Annotated in this window: 21 protein-coding genes and 1 pseudogene; 13 read left to right on the top strand and 9 right to left on the bottom strand. The window is 72.1% G+C overall.

The window, feature by feature from the left end; translation table 11 throughout:
- Window positions 1–68: 68 nt before the first annotated feature.
- From ACFWJW_RS31465 to ACFWJW_RS31455, 3 genes are all read left to right on the top strand, one after another.
- Window positions 69–821, top strand: coding sequence for a helix-turn-helix domain-containing protein (locus ACFWJW_RS31465; RefSeq protein WP_387247579.1), 753 nt, complete (start codon window positions 69–71; stop codon window positions 819–821).
- Window positions 822–831: 10 nt separating this feature from the next.
- Entirely contained in the window at window positions 832–1,755 is a 924-nt protein-coding gene (locus ACFWJW_RS31460; RefSeq protein ID WP_387247578.1) for a glutaminase, read from the top strand.
- A 261-nt stretch (window positions 1,756–2,016) separates the two neighbouring features.
- Window positions 2,017–2,250, top strand: coding sequence for a hypothetical protein (locus tag ACFWJW_RS31455; RefSeq protein ID WP_387247577.1), 234 nt, complete (start codon window positions 2,017–2,019; stop codon window positions 2,248–2,250).
- A gap of 19 nt (window positions 2,251–2,269) precedes the next feature.
- On the opposite strand, the gene ACFWJW_RS31450 is transcribed toward ACFWJW_RS31455, so the two are convergent.
- The 4 genes from ACFWJW_RS31450 to ACFWJW_RS31435 all read right to left on the bottom strand — a co-directional run bounded on the left by ACFWJW_RS31450 (window position 2,270) and on the right by ACFWJW_RS31435 (window position 7,405).
- Window positions 2,270–2,704 carry a VOC family protein gene (locus ACFWJW_RS31450; RefSeq protein ID WP_387247576.1) on the bottom strand — a complete coding sequence of 145 codons (435 nt, stop codon included), beginning with the start codon at window positions 2,702–2,704 and terminating at the stop codon, window positions 2,270–2,272.
- A gap of 199 nt (window positions 2,705–2,903) precedes the next feature.
- Window positions 2,904–3,842, bottom strand: coding sequence for a beta-ketoacyl-ACP synthase III (locus tag ACFWJW_RS31445; RefSeq protein ID WP_387247575.1), 939 nt, complete (start codon window positions 3,840–3,842; stop codon window positions 2,904–2,906).
- Between the two features lie 218 nt (window positions 3,843–4,060).
- A complete protein-coding gene (locus ACFWJW_RS31440; RefSeq protein WP_387247574.1) occupies window positions 4,061–6,328 on the bottom strand; it encodes a heavy metal translocating P-type ATPase in 2,268 nt (755 codons plus the stop codon).
- 78 nt (window positions 6,329–6,406) lie between these two features.
- Window positions 6,407–7,405: a helix-turn-helix transcriptional regulator gene (locus tag ACFWJW_RS31435; RefSeq protein ID WP_387247573.1), complete on the bottom strand. Its 999-nt coding sequence runs from the start codon at window positions 7,403–7,405 to the stop codon at window positions 6,407–6,409.
- Window positions 7,406–7,552: 147 nt separating this feature from the next.
- On the opposite strand from ACFWJW_RS31435, the gene ACFWJW_RS31430 reads away from it, so the two are divergent.
- The 6 genes and pseudogenes from ACFWJW_RS31430 to crcB all read left to right on the top strand — a co-directional run bounded on the left by ACFWJW_RS31430 (window position 7,553) and on the right by crcB (window position 12,016).
- The gene (locus tag ACFWJW_RS31430) at window positions 7,553–9,145 is read left to right on the top strand and encodes an MFS transporter (protein ID WP_387247572.1); all 1,593 of its coding nucleotides are present in this window, start codon (window positions 7,553–7,555) and stop codon (window positions 9,143–9,145) included.
- 108 nt (window positions 9,146–9,253) lie between these two features.
- Window positions 9,254–9,487: pseudogene (locus ACFWJW_RS31425) on the top strand (DNA glycosylase AlkZ-like family protein); the annotation flags it as partial.
- Between the two features lie 117 nt (window positions 9,488–9,604).
- Window positions 9,605–10,690 carry a magnesium and cobalt transport protein CorA gene (locus tag ACFWJW_RS31420; protein WP_387247597.1) on the top strand — a complete coding sequence of 362 codons (1,086 nt, stop codon included), beginning with the start codon at window positions 9,605–9,607 and terminating at the stop codon, window positions 10,688–10,690.
- Window positions 10,691–10,824: 134 nt separating this feature from the next.
- A complete protein-coding gene (locus tag ACFWJW_RS31415) occupies window positions 10,825–11,262 on the top strand; it encodes a fluoride efflux transporter FluC (RefSeq protein WP_387247571.1) in 438 nt (145 codons plus the stop codon).
- Entirely contained in the window at window positions 11,259–11,645 is a 387-nt protein-coding gene (locus ACFWJW_RS31410; protein ID WP_387247570.1) for a DUF190 domain-containing protein, read from the top strand. Before ACFWJW_RS31415 ends, ACFWJW_RS31410 begins: the two co-directional genes overlap by 4 nt.
- Entirely contained in the window at window positions 11,642–12,016 is a 375-nt protein-coding gene (gene crcB / locus ACFWJW_RS31405; RefSeq protein WP_387247569.1) for a fluoride efflux transporter CrcB, read from the top strand. Before ACFWJW_RS31410 ends, crcB begins: the two co-directional genes overlap by 4 nt.
- Window positions 12,017–12,252: 236 nt before the next feature.
- Here the strand turns inward: crcB and snpA are convergent, their stop codons facing one another.
- Window positions 12,253–12,918 (bottom strand): snapalysin, encoded by a 666-nt coding sequence (snpA, locus tag ACFWJW_RS31400; RefSeq protein ID WP_387247568.1) that lies wholly within the window; start codon window positions 12,916–12,918, stop codon window positions 12,253–12,255.
- Window positions 12,919–13,136: 218 nt separating this feature from the next.
- Between snpA and ACFWJW_RS31395 the strand changes: the two genes are divergently transcribed.
- Both ACFWJW_RS31395 and ACFWJW_RS31390 read left to right on the top strand, forming a co-directional pair.
- Window positions 13,137–14,096: a LysR substrate-binding domain-containing protein gene (locus ACFWJW_RS31395; RefSeq protein ID WP_387247567.1), complete on the top strand. Its 960-nt coding sequence runs from the start codon at window positions 13,137–13,139 to the stop codon at window positions 14,094–14,096.
- A 142-nt stretch (window positions 14,097–14,238) separates the two neighbouring features.
- Window positions 14,239–15,525, top strand: coding sequence for a cation:proton antiporter (locus ACFWJW_RS31390; protein ID WP_387247566.1), 1,287 nt, complete (start codon window positions 14,239–14,241; stop codon window positions 15,523–15,525).
- Window positions 15,526–15,537: 12 nt separating this feature from the next.
- Here the strand turns inward: ACFWJW_RS31390 and ACFWJW_RS31385 are convergent, their stop codons facing one another.
- The 3 genes from ACFWJW_RS31385 to sodN all read right to left on the bottom strand — a co-directional run bounded on the left by ACFWJW_RS31385 (window position 15,538) and on the right by sodN (window position 18,416).
- Entirely contained in the window at window positions 15,538–16,848 is a 1,311-nt protein-coding gene (locus ACFWJW_RS31385) for a hypothetical protein (RefSeq protein WP_387247565.1), read from the bottom strand.
- A 217-nt stretch (window positions 16,849–17,065) separates the two neighbouring features.
- The gene (locus tag ACFWJW_RS31380) at window positions 17,066–17,653 is read right to left on the bottom strand and encodes a hypothetical protein (RefSeq protein WP_387247564.1); all 588 of its coding nucleotides are present in this window, start codon (window positions 17,651–17,653) and stop codon (window positions 17,066–17,068) included.
- Between the two features lie 367 nt (window positions 17,654–18,020).
- A complete protein-coding gene (sodN, locus tag ACFWJW_RS31375; protein WP_387247563.1) occupies window positions 18,021–18,416 on the bottom strand; it encodes a superoxide dismutase, Ni in 396 nt (131 codons plus the stop codon).
- Window positions 18,417–18,612: 196 nt separating this feature from the next.
- Between sodN and sodX the strand changes: the two genes are divergently transcribed.
- The gene (sodX, locus tag ACFWJW_RS31370; protein WP_387247562.1) at window positions 18,613–19,077 is read left to right on the top strand and encodes a nickel-type superoxide dismutase maturation protease; all 465 of its coding nucleotides are present in this window, start codon (window positions 18,613–18,615) and stop codon (window positions 19,075–19,077) included.
- On the opposite strand, the gene ACFWJW_RS31365 is transcribed toward sodX, so the two are convergent.
- On the bottom strand, window positions 18,981–19,610 hold the full coding sequence (locus tag ACFWJW_RS31365; protein WP_387247561.1) for a CGNR zinc finger domain-containing protein: 630 nt from the start codon (window positions 19,608–19,610) through the stop codon (window positions 18,981–18,983). The genes sodX and ACFWJW_RS31365 overlap by 97 nt on opposite strands.
- 94 nt (window positions 19,611–19,704) lie before the next feature.
- On the opposite strand from ACFWJW_RS31365, the gene ACFWJW_RS31360 reads away from it, so the two are divergent.
- Complete coding sequence (locus ACFWJW_RS31360) at window positions 19,705–20,466, top strand: class I SAM-dependent methyltransferase (RefSeq protein ID WP_387247560.1); 762 nt, start codon at window positions 19,705–19,707, stop codon at window positions 20,464–20,466.
- The last annotated feature ends 45 nt before the right edge of the window (window positions 20,467–20,511 follow it).

Genomic DNA, 20,511 nt, shown 5'->3' with positions numbered 1-20,511 from the left:
GTGCGGTCCGTGTCGTAAGGGATCAACGGCGCGGACGGCCGTGGGGTTCCCGTGCCAGGCTGGGGCATGTGGGCGAAACGCGCGACTTGAAGGGGCCATCCGGCGTACCCGGCGGCTACCAGGAGCGTGCCTCCCGGGTGGCGGGTGCGGTGCTGTGGACCCGCACCGTGCCGCCTTCCGCCCGGCCGGTGCTGCCCGACGGCTGTACGGATCTGATCTGGAGCGCGGGCCGGCTGCTGGTGGCGGGTCCGGACACCGGGCCGCAGTCCGTGGGCGCGGTGCCGCCCGGTACCCCCTTCGTCGGGCTGCGCTTCGCGCCCGGCCAGGGGCCCGCCGTCTTCGGCGTACCGGCCCGGGAACTGCGTGACCGGCGGGTGCCGTTGGCGGACCTGTGGCCCGCCGGCCGGGTACGGGAGCTGACCGAGCGGCTGGCGGCCGCCGGGGAGCCGGGCGGCGCGGCCGGTATCGGCCGCCTGCTGGAGGAGACCGCCGCGGCCCGCCTCCGAGAGGGCGCCGGGGACGACGGCCGGACCGCCGCCGTCGCCGCGGAGCTCGCCCGCGGCCGCCCGGTCGCCGAGGTCGCCCGCGCCGTCGCGCTCAGCGAACGCCAGCTGCACCGGCTCAGCCTGGACGCGTTCGGCTACGGCCCCAAGACCCTGGCCCGGGTGCTCCGGCTGGTGCGCGCGCTCGACCTGGCGCGCTCCGGGATGCCCTGGGCACAGGTCGCCGCGCGCGCCGGATACGCGGACCAGGCGCACCTCGCGCGCGAGGTGAAGTCGCTGGCGGGGGCCCCGATGGGGGTGCTGCTCGCCCCGGGTTAGCGTGTCCGTCATGGACTACCAGGCCGTTCTCGAGGAGGTAGCGGCCCATGCCCGGCCGTTCGTGCGACAGGGGCGGGTCGCCGACTACATACCGGCCCTCGAGCGGGTGTCCGCGGACCGTTTCGGGATCGCGGTGGCCGACATCCACGGCGAGGTGTACGGGGTCGGCGACTGGGAGGTCCCGTTCTCCGTCCAGTCCATCTCCAAAGCCTTTTCGCTGGCGCTGGTGATGGCGCAGAGCCATGGCGGCCACGATGACGGCATCTGGCGGCGGGTGGGCCGTGAGCCGTCCGGTACGCCGTTCAATTCGCTGGTCCAGCTGGAGGCGGAGAACGGCATTCCGCGCAACCCGTTCATCAACGCGGGCGCCCTGGTGGTCACCGACCGGCTCCAGACCCTCACGGGCGACGCCAGCACCTCGATGCTGCACTTCCTGCGGGAGGAGAGCGGCAACCCGGACCTCGCCTTCGACCAGGCGGTGGCCGACTCCGAGGCCGAACACGGCGACCGCAATGCCGCCCTGGCGCACTTCATGGCGTCCTTCGGCAACCTGGAGAACCCCGTCCCCAGCGTCATCGAGCACTACTTCTGGCAGTGCTCGATCGAGATGAGCTGCCGGGATCTGGCCGTCGCGGGCGGCTTCCTCGCCCGCCACGGGCTGCGCGCCGACGGCAGCCGGCTGCTGGAGGCCCGCGAGGCCAAGCGGATCAATGCGGTGATGCTGACCTGCGGGACGTACGACGCGGCCGGGGAGTTCGCCTACCGCGTCGGACTGCCCGCGAAGAGCGGGGTCGGCGGCGGCATCATCGCGGTCATCCCCGGCCGCTGCACGCTGTGCGTCTGGAGCCCGGGACTCGACGCCCGCGGCAACTCCGTCGCGGGCGCCGCGGCCCTGGATCACTTCACCACCTTGACGGGGTGGTCCGTCTTCTGAGCGGGGGCGTGGGGGTTCCGGCCGGGGGTCCGGGGGTTGTCCCCGGGGGATGCAGTACCACCTTGACGGGGTGGTCCGTCTTCTGAGCGGGGGCGTGGGGGTTCCGGCCGGGGGTCCGGGGGTTGTCCCCGGGGGATGCAGTACCACGTTGACGGGGTGGTCCGTCTTCTGACCTGCACCGCGAGGCCCCGCCCCCGGGCCCCCGTTGGCGTTGTGGCCTGCGAACCGCTGGCGCATCGTGGGCGTAGGAGGTGCACCGTCATGGAGCACGAGATGCGCGCTGAGTACGAGGAAGGCGTTCTGCCGCACGCGGACACGCCGGTGAAGATCTGGCACATGGTGCGGCTGGACGGCACCACGGCGATGTGCGGACGGGAACTGGCTCCGGCAGCCGCCACCCAGACGGCCGACGTCTGGGGCACGCCCCAGGGGGAGCCGTTCTGCCACAGCTGCGGCGCGATGTACCTGCGCGAGCACCCCGGGGACATCGGCTAGGCGCTTCCGCCCTGCCGTCTTAGGGCAGCGGGGCGAAGAGGTCGATCCCATGGCCGTCCGGGTCCTGTACGACGGCGTAGCGCTGCCCCCAGAAGGCGTCCCACGGCGGCTTCTCGCCCGTGTAGCCGGCGTCGGTGAGCTCCGCGTAGAGCTTGTCGACCTCGGCGGGGCCGGTGCACTCGAAGGCCAGCCCGGTGGGGGTGCCGCCCTGGGGCGGGGTCCAGTCCGGGTCGATGGCGCGTGCGGTCTCGTGGGTGTCCCACATCAGCCGCAGCCCTCCAGGAAGCGCTGCCTCGGCGTGCGGGGCGGTGTCCGCGTCGGCGGGGATGTCCAGGCCGAGGCGGCGGTAGAACGCGAGGGCGGCGGGCATGTCGGCGACGACCATGCCGAGCGCCGCGAACCGCGGGACGGAGGGGGTGGCGGAGGACGGTGAAGCGGAGGGTGAAGTGGTCATACGGCGAGCGTAGGCAGGCCGCCGGGCCGCGTCTTGAACGAATCGGACGCGGGGACGGCCCCGCCTCACGGACGGAGGCGGAGCCGTCTCGTCTCACGGACCGTGGTGGGGCCGGGACCGAGGCGGGGCCGTCCCGAGGTGGGGCCGGGACCGAGGCGGGGCCGGCCCGTTTCCCGGACAGCCGCCGGTCCGGCCCGTCTCACGGGCAGCGGATGACCTGTCCCGCGTACGACAGGTTGCCGCCGAAGGCGAACAGCAGGACCGGGGCGCCGGAGGCGATCTCGCGCCGCTCGACCAGCTTGGACAGGGCGAGCGGGACAGAGGCCGCGGAGGTGTTGCCGGAGTCGACGACGTCCTTGGCGACCACCGCGTTGACCGCGCCGATCCGCTCCGCGACCGGCTCGATGATCCGCAGATTGGCCTGGTGCAGCACCACACCGGCGAGATCGGCGGGGGTGATCCCGGAGCGTTCGCAGACCTTGCGGGCGATGGCCGGCAGCTGGGTCGTGGCCCAGCGGTAGACGGTCTGGCCCTCCTGGGCGAACCGGGCCGGCTCGCCTTCAATACGGACCGCGGCGCCCATCTCCGGCACCGACCCCCACAGCACCGGGCCGATCCCCGGCTCCGGCGCGGCGCCGACCACCGCGGCGCCCGCCCCGTCGCCGACCAGCACACAGGTCGAGCGGTCCGTCCAGTCGACCACGTCGGTGAACTTCTCCGCCCCGATGACCAGGGCATGGGTCGCGGACCCGGCCCGGATGGCGTGGTCGGCGGTGGCCAGCGCATGGGTGAAGCCGGAGCAGACGACGTTCAGGTCCATCGTGGCGGGGGCCTGCAGCCCGAGCCGGGCGGCGACCCGGGCCGCGGCGTTCGGGCTGCGGTCGTGGGCCGTGCAGGTGGCGACCAGCACCAGGTCGATGTCCTGCGGGGCCAGGCCGCTGGCGGCCAGGGCCTTGGCCGCGGCGGCGGCCGCCATCGAGTCCACGGTCTCGTCCGGGGCGGCGACATGGCGGGTACGGATGCCGACCCGGCTGCGGATCCAGGCGTCGTCGGTGTCGACGATCTTGGCGAGGTCGTCGTTGGTGAGCACGCCGGAGGGCTGGTAATGGCCGAGGGCCAGGACGCGTGACCCGGTCATGAATTCCCCTGTACGTGGGTGGTCGGTATGCCCACCAGTCTCACCCCTCGGTGCCGCCCGGCGGCTGCGTGAACTGCCAATGTTCCGTCGCCAGAACTGGAGACAGTTGTCAGAACCGGGGCACGGCGGCGGCCCGTTACGGAAGGGCCCGGCCACGCTCCGTTACGGCGCCGGCCCGGCCCCCCGTTACGCCACCGCCCGGCCCCGGCCCCTCCCCGTCACGACAGCGCCCGGAAGCGCCGCAGCCGCAGGCTGTTGCCGACGACGAAGACCGAGGAGAAGGCCATCGCGGCACCGGCGATCATCGGGTTGAGCAGGCCGGCCGCGGCCAGCGGCAGCGCCGCGACGTTGTAGCCGAAGGCCCAGAACAGATTGGTCCGGATGGTGCCGAGCGTCGCCCGGGCCAGCCGGATGGCGTCCGCCGCGGCGCGCAGATCGCCCCGTACGAGGGTGAGGTCACCGGCCTCGATCGCGGCATCCGTGCCGGTGCCCATCGCCAGCCCCAGGTCGGCGCGGGCCAGTGCGGCCGCGTCGTTGACGCCGTCACCGACCATGGCGACCGAGCGGCCCTCGGACTGGAGCCGGGCGATGACCTCGACCTTGTCCTCGGGGAGCACCTCGGCGATCACCTCGTCGATCCCGACCTCGTTGGCCACCGTCTTCGCCACGGCTTCGTTGTCGCCGGTCAGCAGGACCGGGGTCAGCCCCAGGGCGCGCAGCCGGCGCACCGCCTCGGCGCTGGTGGGCTTGACCGCGTCGGACACGACCAGCACCGCGCGCGCCGCGCCGTCCCAGCCGACGGTGACCGCGGTACGGCCCTCGGCCTCGGCCGCGGCCTTGGCGGCCGCCAGCTCCGGCGGGAGGAACTGGCTCCACCGGTGCAGCAGCTGCTCACGGCCCACCAGGACGGCATGGCCGTCGACCACTCCCTGGACGCCCAGGCCCGGGACGTTCACGAAGTCCTCAGGGGCGGGCAGGGTGGCGCCCCGGGCCTCGGCCCCGGTGGCGACGGCGCGGGCGATGGGGTGTTCGGAGGCGTGTTCCAGCGCGCCGGCCAGCCGCAGCACCTCCGGCTCCGTCTCTCCCTCGGCGAGATGGACCCCGGTCAGCGTCATCACTCCGGTGGTGACCGTGCCGGTCTTGTCCAGGACGACGGTGTCCACCCGCCGGGTCGACTCCAGCACCTCCGGGCCCTTGAGCAGGATGCCCAGCTGGGCGCCGCGTCCGGTGCCGACCATCAGCGCGGTCGGGGTCGCCAGCCCCAGGGCGCACGGGCAGGCGATGATCAGGACGGCGACGGCCGCGGTGAAGGCGGCCACCGCGCCGTGGCCGGTGCCGAGCCAGTAGCCGAGGGTGCTCAGCGCGAGCAGGATCACCAGCGGGACGAAGACCGCGGAGATCCGGTCGGCCAGCCGCTGCGCCGCGGCCTTCCCGTTCTGGGCGTCCTCGACCAGCCGCGCCATACGGGCGAGCTGGGTGTCGGCGCCGACCCGGGTGGCCTCGACGACGAGCCGGCCGCCCGCGTTGACGGTGGCGCCGGTGACGGTGCCGCCGGGGGAGACCTCGACGGGGACCGACTCACCGGTGAGCATCGAGGCGTCGACGGCGGAGGCGCCCTCCACCACCGTCCCGTCGGTGGCGATCTTCTCGCCGGGCCGTACGACGAAGCGGTCCCCGACGTGCAACGTGCTTACGGGGACGCGGACTTCACGGCCGTCCCGTAGTACCGCGACGTCCTTGGCGCCCAGCTCCAGCAGTGCCCGCAGGGCCGCGCCCGCCTTGCGCTTCGCGCGCGCCTCGAAGGAGCGGCCGGCCAGGATGAAGGTGGTGACCCCGGCCGCGGCCTCCAGGTAGATGGCGCCGCTGCCGTCGGTGCGGGCGAGGGTCAGCTCGAAGGGGTGGGTCATGCCGGGCATGCCCGCGGTGCCGAAGAACAGCGCCCACAGCGACCAGCCCAGGGCCGCGAGGGTGCCCATGGAGATCAGGGTGTCCATCGTGGCGGCGCCGTGCCGCAGGTTCGTCCAGGCGGCCCGGTGGAACGGCCAGGCGCCGTACGCGACCACCGGGGCGGCCAGGGTCAGCGAGAGCCACTGCCAGTTGGTGAACTGAAGGGGCGGCACCATCGCCATCAGCACCACCGGGACGGTCAGCACGAGGGAGACCAGCAGCCGCTGGCGCAGCGCGGCGAGCGCCGGGTCGTCCCGGCCGTCCGCCGCGTCCCCGGCATCGCCGCCGGAGGGTTCGGCGGCCGGCGGCTCCGGAACCGTCGCGGTGTAGCCGGTCCGCTCCACGGTGGCGATCAGGTCGGCGGGCGCGACGGCGCTGCCCTCCGCGACCGTCACCTGCGCCTTCTCGGTGGCGTAGTTGACGGTGGCGGTGACCCCTTCCATGCGGTTGAGCTTCTTCTCGATGCGGGCGGCGCACGAGGCGCAGGTCATCCCGCCGATCTCCAACTCGACGCCGTGCGCTCCGATCGCGGTGGCCATACCTGCTCCTCGGTCTGCTGCGAGTGCTTGTCTCCGGCGTCAACCATATACCCCCCTAGGGTATTCCCGAGGGTGGTATCACGACGTCGCGCCCCCGTCCCCGCCTCCGTCCCCGTCCTCGCCCGCCGCCCGCTGGGCCCGGCCGCCCATCGCCCGCAGATACGCGACCAGCTCCGGCGGTTCGTGCACGGTGAACTCGTGCCCCAGCAGGGCCAGCCGGACCGCCAGCCACTCCAGCGCCTCGGGGCCGCTGTGCCAGCGGCAGGACGCCTCGTCGACCGGTTCGAGCTCGCCGGCCGCCGCGCCGCCCAGCCGGGGGGCCACCTCGGAGGCCGGTGCGTACACGGTCGCCACCGCCCGGTACGTCGCGGCCGCCGCCTGCATCCGCTCCCGCACGTAGGCGCCCGCGTCGGCGGCCGGCAGGGTGCGCGGCGGGGTGCGGACGCCGGTGGGGAACGGCTCGCTCAGCCGGTCCACCCGGAAGATCCGCCAGTCCTCGCGGTCGTTGTCGTACGCCACGAGATACCAGCGGCGCCCCGCCGCGACCAGGCGGTGCGGCTCCACCAGGCGCTTGCTGCGGGTGCCGGCCCCGGCCCGGTAGCGGAAGCGCAGCCGCTCATGGTTGGTGATCGCCGCGGCGAGCACCGTCAGATGCTCCGGGTCGACGGTCGGGTGGTCGCCGTACGGCAGCGCGACGGTGGCCGTGCCGAGCGTGCCCACCCGCCGCCGGAGCCGGGCCGGCAGCACCTGCTCCAGCTTGGCGAGCGCCCGTACGGACGCCTCCTCGATGCCCTCGATGGTGTGCCCGGCGGCCGAGCGCAGACCGACCGCGATGGCCACCGCCTCGTCGTCGTCCAGCAGCAGCGGCGGCATCGCGGCGCCCGCCGCCAGCCGGTAGCCGCCCTCCGCGCCCATCGTGGCGTGCACGGGATAGCCCAGCTCGCGCAGCCGGTCGATATCGCGGCGGATCGTCCGGGTGGTGACCCCCAGCCGCCCGGCCAGCTCACTGCCGGGCCATTCGCGCGGGGTCTGCAACAGGGACAGCAGATTCAGCAGTCGCGCCGATGTCTCACTCATGGGACCGATGATGGCGGTCCCAGTAGGACCAGTGCTGTCCTATATCGGGCCTAGTGTCGAAGACCTCGACGCCCCGGCCGGCCACCGCCCGGCGGCACCGGCGTCCGTCACCCCTTCCTTCCGCACCGGCTCCCCTGGAGAACGCCCATGACCACGACCGTGCCCGCGGCCCCCGAGGCGGCCGTCCCGGCCCCCGCGCCGGCCGCCCGCAGACGCTGGATCGCGCTCGCCGTCCTGCTGACCGCGAGCTTCATGGACCTGGTCGACGCGACCATCGTCAATATCGCCGTCCCGAGCATCCAGCGGGACCTCGGCGCGGGCTTCAGCGCCGTCCAGTGGGTCACCGCCGGCTACGCCCTCGCCTTCGCGCTCGGTCTGATCACCGGCGGCCGGCTGGGCGACATCTACGGCCGCCGGAAGCTGTTCCTGCTCGGGATGGGCGGCTTCACGCTCGCCTCCGCGCTGTGCGGCGCCGCGGCGGGTCCCGGGATGCTGATCGGCGCGCGGGTGCTCCAGGGGGCGATGGCCGCGCTGATGGTGCCGCAGGTGCTGGCGATCATCCACGTCACCTTCCCGGCGGGCGAACGCGGCAAGGTCTTCGGGATGTTCGGCGCGGTGGTCGGACTCGGCGCGGTCTGCGGCCCGCTGATCGGCGCCCTGCTCACCGAGGGCGATCTGCTCGGACTGGAGTGGCGCCCGATCTTCCTGATCAATCTGCCGGTCGGGATCGCCGGGCTGCTCCTCGGCCGCCACTTCCTGACCGAGTCCCGGGCCCCGCGCGCCCTGCGGGTCGACCTCCTCGGCACCGCGCTGGCCACCGTGGGTCTGCTGATGCTGCTCTACCCGCTCACCCAGGGACGCGAGTCCGGCTGGCCGTGGTGGGGCTTCGGGTCGATGGCCGCGAGCCCGCTCGTCCTGGCGGTCTTCGTCCGCTACGAGCGGATCAAGGCCCGCAGGGACGGCTCACCGCTCGTCGAACTCGCCCTCTTCCGGGTGCGGACCTTCGCGGCGGGCGCCGGCGTCCAGCTGACCTTCGGCGTCGTCAGTGGCCTGTTCTTCCTGGTCTGGACGCTCCATATGCAACTGGGGCTGGGCTGGGGCCCGCTGCACGCCGGGCTGACCGGGGTGCCGTTCTCGCTCGCCTGCTCCGCCGCGGCCGGGCTGTCCGTACAGAAGCTGGTGCCGCGGTTCGGCCGTGCGGTGCTCCAGGCCGGTGCGCTGACCATGCTCTGCGGTGCGCTGCTCTATCTCTGGGAGGCCGGGCACTACGGCACCGCCCTGGAGTCCTGGCAGATGGCACCGGCGATGCTGCTGCTGGGGGGCGGGATGGGCCTGATCGTCGCCCCGATCACCGACGCGGCGATCTCCGAGGTCCCGGCCGAGCACTCCGGATCGGCCTCCGGCATCTTCAACACCACCGGCCAGCTGGGCATGGCGCTCGGTCTCGGCCTGTCGTCGGTGGCCTTCTTCGGGGTCGTCGGCGGTACGGGGGAGACGCGCGGCGCGGCGGCCGCGGCCCTCGCCCCTTCCTTCGTCGACGCGACGACCCACGCCCTGTGGTGGATCTCCGGCGGCCTGGTCCTCATCTTCGGGCTGCTGTTCCTGCTGCCGCGGCGGGCGCCCGCGGTGCCGGCCCCGGACGCGGCGGACGCCCCCGACGCCCCGGACGCGCCGGACGCGCCGGAGCGGACGGACCGGGACGCAGCCGGAGCGGAGGAGCGGCCCGCCCTGGTCTCCTGACGAACGGCCCCGCACCGGGGCGGCCCCGCAGCCCGCGGCGCGCGCTGCCCGGATTCCGCCCGGCGGACGGCCCGGCCGCCCTCGTACGGCGCTATCTGTACGCGTACGGCCGGGCGGCAGGCCGGGAACTTCCCCGTGCTGCTGATCGACGGCACGGTCGCCGGCGTCTGGCACCAGCGCCGCTCCGGGCGCCGGATGATTCAGCTCACGGTCGAGCCGCTGACACCGCTGACCGCCCGGCAGCGGCGCGCCCTGGACGCCCAGGTGCGGCGGGTCGGCGAAATCCTCCAGGGCACCGCGGAGTTGACGATCGGCACGGTCGGCGTGGGGCCGCACGCCTAGCCGGGGACCCCGGAACACGCCGCGCGACCCGGGGTCACCGCCCCGCCCCGCCGGGTAAAAACGGCCGCTTCGCCGTACCGTTCGCGGCCTCCGGCTTGCCATACTGGCCGGGTGTCGATGATCAGCAACCTCCGCAAGGCCGTGCGGCTGCCGCAGCCGCGCCGCCGGGGAGTCGACCTCAGCCACCCCGCGCGGTCGCCGCTCGGCACCGCCGTGGTGAACTGCGCGGTGTACGTGGACGGTGTGCGGCAGAAGGGCGACCACCCGGCCGATGTGGCGATCCAGCGGGTCCGGAAGACCGGCCGGGGATTTGTCTGGATCGGGCTGCATGAGCCGTCCGAGAAGGAATTCGCCGGAATCGTCGAGCTGTTCGGGCTCCACCCGCTCGCCGTCGAGGACGCGGTCTACGCCCACCAGCGGCCCAAGCTGGAGCACTACGACGACTCGCTCTTCACCGTCTTCAAGACCGTCTGCTACGTCGATCACGACCGGCTCACCGACACCAGTGAGGTCGTCGAGACCGGTGAGATCATGGTCTTCACCGGCACCGACTTCGTGATCACGGTGCGGCACGGCGGGCACGGCTCACTGGGCCCGCTGCGCGAGCAACTGGAGAGCAACCCCGAGCAGTTGGCGATCGGCCCGTCCGCCGTGCTGCACGCCGTCGCCGACCTCGTCGTGGACGACTACCTCGATGTCACCTCCGCCGTCCAGAACGACATCGACGACGTCGAGAGCGAGGTATTCTCCGTCCGCGGCAGCGGCGGGGCCGGCCGGATCTACCAGCTCAAGCGCGAGCTGCTGGAACTCAAGCGCGCGGTGGCCCCCCTGGACCGGCCGATGCAGGAGCTGGCGACCCAGCCGGTGTCCGAGGTCGACCCGCGGATCAAGACGTACTTCCGGGATGTCGCCGACCATCTCGACCGGGTCACCGAGCAGATCACGTCCTTCGACGAACTGCTCAACTCCATACTTCAGGCCCATCTCGCCCAGGTCACCGTCGCCCAGAACGAGGACATGCGCCGGATCAGCGCCTGGGTCGCGATCCTGGCCGTACCGACCATGGTCTGCGGGGTCTACGGCATGAATTTCGACCATATGCCGGAAAAGCACTGGACCTTCGGCTATCCGCTGGTGATGAGCGTGACCGTGGCCCTCTGCTGGGTGATCCACCGCGGCTTCAAGCGGAACGGCTGGCTTTAGGCGGAACGGCCGGCTCCCTGGGGTGTCCCTTCGGTCTCCCCAGGGGTCTCCCTTCGGTCTCCGCCGATCAGTCTGCGGCGGCACCGGCGGCGGAGCGGCGGTAGCCTGAGAGCGCCGATGATCTCGGGAGACACATGGACGAGCGACGCCGCCGGGCGGCCCCCTGGCGGGGGCAGTGGCCGGTGATCGGTGCGGTGGCCGCGGGCGGCGGCATCGGCGCCGCGGCCCGCTACGGCGCCGCCCTCCTCTGGCCCACCGGCGACGGCTCCTTCCCCTGGACGATCCTGGCCGTCAATGTCGTCGGCTGTGCGCTGATGGGCGTACTGATGGTGCTGGTCACCGAGGTCTGGCAGGCCCACCGGCTGCTGCGCCCCTTCCTCGGCACCGGGATTCTCGGCGGCTTCACCACCTTCTCCACCTACGCCGTGGACATCCAGCGGCTGATCGACGCCCGGCACCCCGCCCAGGCCATGGCCTGTCTCGCGGGCACCCTGCTCGCCGCGCTCGCGGCCGTATGGGGCGCGGTGACCGGCACCCGGGCACTTCTCGCACTGAGGCGGCGGACGGTATGACACCCGGCACGGCACACCCCGGCGGCACCCCGGCGCTCCGGCTCACGGTTTTCGTCGGCGAACAGGACGGCTGGCACCACAAGCCGCTGTACGCGGAGATCGTGCACCGCGCCCGCGACGCCGGACTGGCCGGGGCCAGCGTCTTCCGTGGCATCGAGGGCTTCGGCGCCACCTCCCTCGTCCACACCCAGCGGCTGTTGTCGCTGAGCGAGGAGCTGCCGGTCGCGGTCGTGATCGTCGACACCGAGGAACGGATCCGCGGCTTTCTCCCGCAGCTGGACGAACTCCTCGCGGGCGGCGGCCTGGTCACCCTCGACCCGTGCGAGCGGATCAGCTATCCGCGCACCGACGGTCCGGCTCCGGCGGAGGGCGGGCGCGGGTGAACTGGCTGCTGGTGGTGGCCGGTGCGGCGGTCGGGGCGCCGCTGCGCTATCTCACCGACCGCTATGTGCAGTCCCGGCACGACACGGTCTTCCCCTGGGGGACGTTCACCGTCAATGTCGCCGGCTCGTTGATCCTCGGCCTGCTGACCGGCGCGGTCGCCGCCGGTGCCGCCTCCTCGCACGCCCAACTGCTGCTCGGCACCGGCCTCTGCGGCGGGCTGACGACCTACTCGACCTTCTCGTACGAGACGCTGCGGCTGGCGGCCGACGGGGCGCGGGGCTATGCCGCCGCCAATGCCGTGGCGAGTGTGGCGGCCGGGCTCGCGGCCGCGTTCGCCGGGGTGGCCGCCGCCCGGGCGCTGTGGGGCTGACCCGGCGGCCCTGCGGCCTGCGGCAGACGAAACCGGCAGACGAAAGCGGTGGGGCTCCGGGGGGAGCCCCACCGCGGGGGCGGCGCACGATGCGAGGGCTGGTGGGGTACGAGGGCCGGCCGCCAGGTTCCGGCACTCGACAGCCCCCAAGCCGTTCGCGGACCCGGCCACCGTCAGCTCGGTCAGGTCCGCGGGCCGCCGCCGGACTCGTTACGTCAGCGGGACGGTCGGGGAGGTCAGGAGAGCTTGCCGAAGCGGACGCCCGCCAGGCCGTTGGCCCAGAGCTGGTCCACCTTGGCGCGCTCGTTCGCGTCCGGGTTGGCGTTCTGGCACGAGGTGCCGGGGCCGCCGCCGGACATCAGCTCGCTGCACGGGCCCTCGTAGTGGTCCGGCAGGCCCAGCACATGGCCGGTCTCGTGCGCGGTCACCCGGGTGGAGTTGTACTCCTGGTTCTGTGCGTAGTCCAGGAAGACGAAGCCCTTCCCGTGCCCGTCGGTGCTGGCGTACGAGCCGCGCGGGTCGTTGCCCTCGCGGTACTCGAAGTCGCCGCCGCTGCCTTCCTGGAGCTTCACGTTCTGCACCGCGCCGTTCCAGATGGAGGTGCTCTGCGCTATCTGGTCCGCGAACTTCGGGGCCTTGCTCGCGTCATAGGTGACGGTGACCGAGGCGGTGTCCGGGTGCGCCTTCATCTTCGCCTTGGCCGACTTGATCACGGCCTCGAAGAACGCCTTGGTGTCCGCCTTCTCGGCGGCCGAGCCGTTGTACGCCGCGATCGAAGCGGCGGTGCTGTGGGAGGACTTGGTGGGGGAGGGGGAAGCTGCCGAAACCGGCGCCGCGGCTGCGAGCGCGGCGACGAGGCCCAGACCGAGCGCCGCCGACAGCGCCGTCTTGGGAGATCTCATGTGGGGGCTCCTTAATTTCCGAGGGCCGTACGGTCGCCGTGTGGGGCGGCGACCGGGGCCCTGCGGATTTCTTGGTGCCGTTGAGTCTGGACGGAGTTCACCCGGAAGACGGAGATGTCAGGCGGCGATAGCGCCAGCCAATACCCTGCGAAAAAAACGGAGTTCAGACGGGTTTGAGAGTCTGGTGTCACGTATGCCGACGTCGTTATGCTCCGGATGTGGAGCTCGAGGTAAGGCATCTTCGCGCATTGTGCGCCATCGCCGACACCGGCAGCGTACGCAAGGCTGCCCGGCAGCTCGGCATGACCCAGCCTTCCCTGACCACCCAGCTCCACCGCATCGAGAAAGCCCTCGGTGGCCAGCTCTTCTTCCGTGAACCGAGCGGCAGCCGGCCCACCCCGCTGGGGCATTCGGTGCTGTGCCGGGCCCGGCCGATAGTGGCCGAAATGCGGGCACTTATTGACGAAGTCGCCTCGGCCTCGCAGCGCGAACAGGGCACCCGGCTGCATATCGGCAGCACCAACAGCCCCGCCGTCGCCGGCTGGCTGCGGAGGCTACGGATACGGCTGCCGCAGACGGACACCACGATAAGAACCGATGTGTCCGCCAACGCCCTGCTGCACATGGTCTCGACGGGGCAGCTCGACGCCGCCTTCGTGCACGAGGTCGAGGGCGCGCCGCTGCGGGTCCCCGACGGCCTGGCCGAACATGAACTCATCGCCAGGGAGCCGCAGTTCATCGCCCTGGCGGACACCCACCCGGCGGCCGCCCAGGAGGTCATCCGGGTGGCGGATCTCGCCGAGGACCAGTGGATGGTCGACCCGACCGTGGACGGCGAATGGGCCGGACTGCGCCGCATCTGGGCCGCGGCCGGAATCAACCCCCGGGTCGTGCACGGCGACTACCTCACCACGGTGGATCTCGTCACGGCCGGCGAGGTGGTCACCCCCTGCCAGCCGACCGCCCGCTCCCGCCACGGCATGGCGATCCGTCCCCTGTACGGCGACCCGCTGGCGGTCCGCCTGTTCATGGCCTGCCGCCAGGACGACACCCCCGCGGCCCCGGCGGACGACCTGTTCGCCGACCTGACCGCCGCGTACATGGAGATCGCCTGGGCGAGCGACGCCTACCGGGCGTGGCTGGTACGGCACGACGGGCCGCTGCCGGTGGGGTCCTAGGGCCCCCTTCCCCGCCCCCGGGGCGCCGGTGCCGCCAACCGTGTGAAAGGCGCGGGGCCGGTCTTCCCGGAGCGGCCGGGGGGCGCGGGGATGGCCGAGAGTGGGAGGTCCGAGCGCCGGCCCGGCCAAGCCTGGAGACCCCGTGGACAGCACGCTTTCCCTGGTTCTGCTTCTGCTGTTCCTGTGGTGCCTGTGCTCGCGGCGGATGGAGCGCTTCGAACTCACCGCGCCGGCCGCCTTCGTCCTGCTGGGCCTGCTGCTGGGCGAGGGCACCGGAGCCCTCGATCTCGCCCTCCCGCACCAGACGGTCAAGGCGCTCGCGGAGGTCACCCTGGTCTGGGTGCTGTTCACCGATGCCGCCCGGCTCTCCTTCCGCGCCCTGCGCCCGGAACTCGGGCTCTACGTACGGCTGTTGGGGATCGGACTGCCGCTGTGCGTGGGCCTCGGCGCGCTGCTGGCGGCCGTCCTGCTGCCCGGGGTCTCGGGCTGGTCCGCCCTCTACGTCGGCGCCGCGCTGGCCCCGACGGACGCCGCGCTCGGCGCCACGATGATGGTCAACCCCGTGGTGCCCGCGAAGATCCGCCGGGTCATCAACGTGGAGAGCGGCCTCAACGACGGCATCGTCACGCCGCTGGTGGTGCTCGCCCTGGCCGGGGTGGTCGCGGCCGAACACCACGCCGGGCCGGACGCCGCGGGGCATGCCGTGGTGGAGCTGGCCGTCGGCACGGCGTACGGCGCGGCGCTCGGGCTGGCCGCCGGATGGCTGCTGCGCACCACCCTCCGCAACGGCTGGGCCGCCGAGGACTTCGCCGGCGCCGGCGTCCTGGCGCTCTCCCTCCTCAGCTACACCTCGTCCCTCGCGATCGGCGGCAACGGCTTCGTCGCCGCCTTCGTCGCCGGCCTGGCGTTCGGCACGACGCACGGTGCGCCCCCGCGGGTGCTGCTCTACGTCGAGCAGTCCGGGGCGCTGCTCTCCGTCCTGGTATGGCTGCTCTTCGGCGCCGTGCTGCTGCCCGATGCGTTCGCCCACCTCACCTGGCAGGCCGTGGTCTACGCCGTCCTGAGCCTGACGTTGATCCGGATGGTGCCGGTGGCGCTGTGTCTGGCCGGCAGCGGGCTGGACGCCCGGACGGTGGGGTTCATCGGCTGGTTCGGCCCCCGCGGACTGGCCTCGATCATCTTCGGCCTGCTCGCGGTCGAGGAGCTCACGCCCGAAGGGGCCCGGCAGGTCCTCCCGGTGATCGCCTGCACCGTCCTCCTCAGCGTCCTCGCCCACGGCCTCACCTCCGCGCCGCTGGCGAACCGCTACGGCGCGAAGGCCGGGGAACCGGCCCCGGCCGGCGCCCCGCCCCAGGAACTGCCCGTCAGGGGCATGGCGGCGGGCGGGTTCCGGCACCGGCGCCACGGGGGCGGCCCGTCCGTGTCGTGAGGGTGCACAGGGCTACGACCGGCTGAGCGGCTTCAGCCGCATCCCTTCGGCCCCCTGGCCCTGGCGAGGCAGGCAGGTGTATTCACTTCGCCCTGCGGACCGTGCCAGGTCGTAGAACTCCCGCAGGCACTCTCCCAGCACCTTCTGGCCGTAGGAGTTGGGGTGGAAGGACTCCTCGACCTGCCCTTGTGAGTGTGCCGCTCCGTGGGACAGGTAGCGCATCCACTCCGCGTCCCGGGTGGGAATGGGAGAACTCAGCGTGTCACCGCTCCTGGCCTGGCGGACCCCCCTGGCGCAGACCTCGTGGCCGTTGAAACTCCACTGGAGGTCCAGGTAGTGAATGTTCTTCTCCGCCGCGACTCCCTCCAGCATGTCGGCGATTCCCGTCACCAGATCCAGCCGCGCCCAGTTGGTGTCCTGGTCGTAGAAGGGACAGCCGCCCGGACTGTAGCGCTGGGAAGAAAAGCTGACGCCCTGCGCGTAGCGATATGCGGCGGACAGTGGAACCGGCGAAGGATAGGACTGGAGCGCCAGTGCGTAGGAGGAGTCCGGGTGGCCCGTGTCCCGCATGACCCTGCGGATCTGGTCGATCACGTTTTTCACCTTGGCCGGAACTTCTCTTCTCAGCTTCTCCTTGACTTCCCAGTCGAAATTCTTCCAGCAGTATTGCCCGAACGGGCCGTAGAGGAATCCCCGGATGCAGCTCTCGATGATATGGCTGAAGCCCAGGTCATTTCCGCCGATGGAGACCTGGATCAGCTTGATGTCATGTGTGTTCGCGAGGGTCTTCAGCTGATCCGCCTGGGGTGGCTCCCCCTTGAAGCGCCGGCCGCCCGCCGCCGCGGGCAGGAGGTTGTCCGTGACCGCACCCGAGCAGGCGAGATTGAATTTTCGCTGCACCGGGATGTGCGACTCGATGATCTCCGCGACGTCCGATCTGTGGCAGCCGTTTTCTTTCCCGGTCTCCGGATTCAGATAGGAATTATCCACATAGACCCGGTTCGGATCCTTCCGGCATCCGGAGGGTCCGCACACGGTGGCCCGGTCCGTGCCGAACAGGCTGTCCGTCTCGCTGTACGGTAAGTCGACGTTCCCCTGCCATCTGCCGCCCTCGCCCGATATGAAGCTGTCGCCGAGCGAAACGACTGCGGTGGGCTTTGCCGCGCGGCCGCCGGAGCCTTTCGGCGACGCCGAGGAATGGGTGGACGACACCGCCAGGACGGCTGACAGGATTGCGGTGACCGACGCCGTCGTCATCGTCCTGCGGCCGATGCGGAACCCGGGGCCGGAATGCCGGGGGTGGCCGGAGCTCGTGGCGTGCATGACTTCTCCTCGTCCGGAAGCATTTCTGGGCGAATCGTCATTTCCGTTGCTTGCGAGCGGTGGCGCGGAATCATTGATGCGTCGGCCGGGCAGGCGGGGTGCGCCGGCCGGTCCGACGGCGGGCTCGCGGCCCGGTGGGAGTGGCGGTGCGGTGTCCGGCACGCACGCATGGGTTCGCTGCCTGCGGTGGCCGCAGGCAGCGACATGCACACTCGGCTCAGCCCAGGGAGACCCGGGCGTACTGGTAGAACGTCTGGCCGTTCTCGTCCCCGTTGTGCTGACGCCCGGTCATGACCTCTCCGGCGCCGGCCCTGGAGTGGCTGGAGCTCTCCCTCTGGCCCGGGGTCCAGCGGTACGAGGTCAGTGTCACCGCTCGCCCCTGCCAGGTCATCGAGGCGGTCGCGTACCTCGTCTGTCCGTTCTCGTCGCCGGAGTGGACCCGGCCGACCAGAGCCTTGTTCGGGGCGGCCGCGAAGAAGGAGTTGCTCTCCCGCTGGGAACTGCTCCAGGTGGGCGGGCTGACGTGGACGAGCTCGCCGTAGATGAGGATGAAGCCGCAGTAGTACGTCGTGTTGCCGTTCTCGTCGCCGGAGTGACTCCGGCCGATCAGGACCTGATACGCCGGGCACTCGACGGGGGTGCCGGCCGATTCCCGCACCGTCCGGGTGTAACCGTCGATGATTTCGACCTCGGCGGCCGGAGCCGCACTCACCTCGGCGGCCGTTGCCGTGCCCACCCCGAGGGACAGGAGGGTGGCAGCCGCGAGGGCCAGGAAGCGGCTACCGGTTCGCGATAATTGAGGCACGAATTCCCTTTCGCAAGAAGCTGATGGGGATGCGCCCGGGCCGAAGCGTCATGGCGTCAGAGGCGCACAGGACGGACGATGTCGGACATAGCGCCGCCGTACCAGCGCGCCTGAGGGGCGTACGGGGAGCAGGCCAGGGCGCTCGAACGGGTGTCCGCCCCCGGCTCGGGCCGCGGGCGCCTGGTGGTCCAACGTCCCTTTTCGGCAGGGGATGCCGCCCCGGCGGCAGGGCGGGGGCGGGGTGCTCGTGCCGGGCAAAAGAAGACCGCACCCGCTCCGTCATGACCGCCGTGCTCGGCGGTACGCGGACCGGGTGCGGACAGATCGGCTGGGCCACCCGCGAAGCCGCGGGTCCGCCTGGCCGGGGTCAGGCCTTCTTGGTCTCCCAGAAGATCTTGTCGATCTGGGCGATGTAGTCCAGGGCCTTCTGGCCGGTGGCCGGGTCGTTGGAACCCTTGGCGGCGCTGAGCGCCTTGAGGGTGACGTTGACCAGCTGGTGCAGCTCCGGGTACTTCTCGAAGTGCGGGGGCTTGAAGTAGTCGCTCCACAGCACCGAAACGTGGTGCTTGGCCAGCTCGGCGCGCTGCTCCTTGATCAGAACGGCGCGGGTGCGGAAGTCCGCGTCCTCGTTGGCCTGGTACTTCTCCTGGACGGCCTTGACCGACTCGGCCTCGATGCGGGCCTGGGCGGGGTCGTACACACCGCAGGGCAGGTCGCAGTGCGCGCTGACCTTGACCTTGGGGGCGAACAGGCGGGAAAGCATGCTCAGTCCTTCCTCGTGATCGTCTTCTCAGGTGCGAGATTACTCGGTGCGGGAAGGCTTTTCTCGGGCGGGCCGGGGGTCTTAGGGCAAAAGTCCGGTGTCACGCCGGGACTGTTGGAGGATGGGCCGGTGAGCGAAGCGAGACGGGGGTGCCCCCGGACGGAGTCCGGGGGAGGGTCGGACCGGGAGGTACGGGATGCCGGAGCGGGTACACGAGCGCGAGCCGGAGCGGGACGCGGACGCGGGCCAGGAGCGGGGCGGCCTCCTTCGCGCCTTCGGGCTGGCCGAGGTGTACAACCCGTCGATGGTGCCGACGCTCCAGCCCGGGGACCAGCTGGTGGTGCGGTACGGGGCGGTGGTGCGGCCCGGTGACGTGGTCGTGCTGCGGCATCCGTTCCGGCAGGATCTGCTGATCGTCAAGCGGGCCGTGCAGCGGCGCGACGGCGGCTGGTGGGTCCAGGGGGACAATCCGTTCGTCGAGAACGACAGCCGGGAATTCGGGGTGGTCCCGGACGAACTGGTCATCGCCCGCGCCTGGATCCGGGTGCGGCCGCCGCGGGGCATTCAGCGGTCGGCCGCCGGGGTGCTGTCCTGGGTCGTCTCGGCGGTCCGGCCGGTGCGGGCCGCGCGTTCGCTCTCCAGTCGCTTGCGGGCGCGGTAGGCGGCGACATTGGCGCGGGTGGCGCAGCGGTCGGAGCAGTAGCGCCGGGAGCGGTTGGTCGAGGTGTCCAGGTAGACGTTGCGGCAGGGCCGTGCCTCACAGATGCCCAGCCGGTCCACGCCGAGCTCGGTGAGGTGGAAGGCCAGCCCCATGCACGCGGTCGCGGTGAAGCCGGCGGTCGCGTTGGCGGCGTGATCGGCGATGTGCATGTGCCAGTCGGGGCGGCCGTTGTCGTCCCGGAACTCGTGGCCGGAGATCTGCGGGCTGACCGGGAACTCCATCATCAGGGCGTTGAGCAGGTCCACGGCCAGCACCTCGTCACCGGCGTCGGCGGCCTCGAAGACGGCGCGCAGCCGGGCGCGGACCGTGCGCAGCCTGGTGACGTCGCTGTCGGTCGCGCGCCGGGCGGCCTGCTGGGCGGGGCCGAAGAGTTCCCGGACGACCTCGACCGAGGTGAGGGTGTCGGTGCCGCGCTCGGGCTGTTCGGTGTTGACCAGTCGCACGGCATAGTCCGAGTAATAGGCCAGTTCCACTTGTAGTCCTTACGGGCGGAGGCTAGGGTACGGGTACATGCCCGTAGTAAGGGGTGTCCTCACTACGAGGGTATTACGGCCTGGAGGGGAAGCGATGACCGAGACCGTCGTCGGCGCCGATTGGCAAGCGTGGCAGAACAGTTGGGACCGCCAGCAGGAGTGGTACCTCCCCGACCGCGAGGAGCGGTTCCGGGTGATGCTGGACATGGTCGAGGCCCTGGTGGGTCCCGCGCCCCGGGTGCTGGACCTGGCATGCGGCACGGGCAGTATCTCCGACCGGCTGCTGACGCGCTTCCCCGAGGCCACGAGTGTGGGCGTCGATCTGGATCCCGCGCTGCTGGCCATCGCGGAAGGGTACTTCGAAGGCGAGCCCCGGGTCCGCTTCGTACGGGCCGATCTCAAGGACCCGCGGTGGACGGACAAGCTGCCGCACGACACGTATGACGCGGTGCTCACCGCCACCGCGCTGCACTGGCTCCACACCGAGGATCTGCGCGCGCTCTACGGGCAGCTCGGCACGCTGGTGCGGGACGGCGGGGTCTTCCTGAACGCCGACCACATGCCCGAGGAGGGCACCCCGCGGATCAACGCCGCCGAGCGGGCCTTCCGGCATGCGCGGAGGGAGGCGGCGAAGGCGGCCGGCGCCGTGGACTGGGCCGAGTGGTGGCAGCTGGCGGCCGCCGATCCACGGCTGGCCGCGCCGACCGCCGAGCGCTTCGAGATCTACGGCGAGCACGCGGACGGCGACACCCCGTCGGCCGCGTGGCACGCCGCCGTGCTGCGCGACGCGGGCTTCGCGGAGGCCCGCCCGGTGTGGGCCTCGCCCACCGACGCCCTGGTGCTGGGCCTGAAGTAGCCCGGCCCGGCAACAACGGAGCGCGCCGTCCCGGTGGAACCCTCC

The sequence above is a fragment of the Streptomyces sp. NPDC127097 genome, from assembly GCF_042724075.1.
GTDB lineage: Bacteria > Actinomycetota > Actinomycetes > Streptomycetales > Streptomycetaceae > Streptomyces.
The sequence above is the reverse complement of the archived record's forward strand: the minus strand, read 5'-3'. Positions and strand labels throughout refer to the sequence as shown.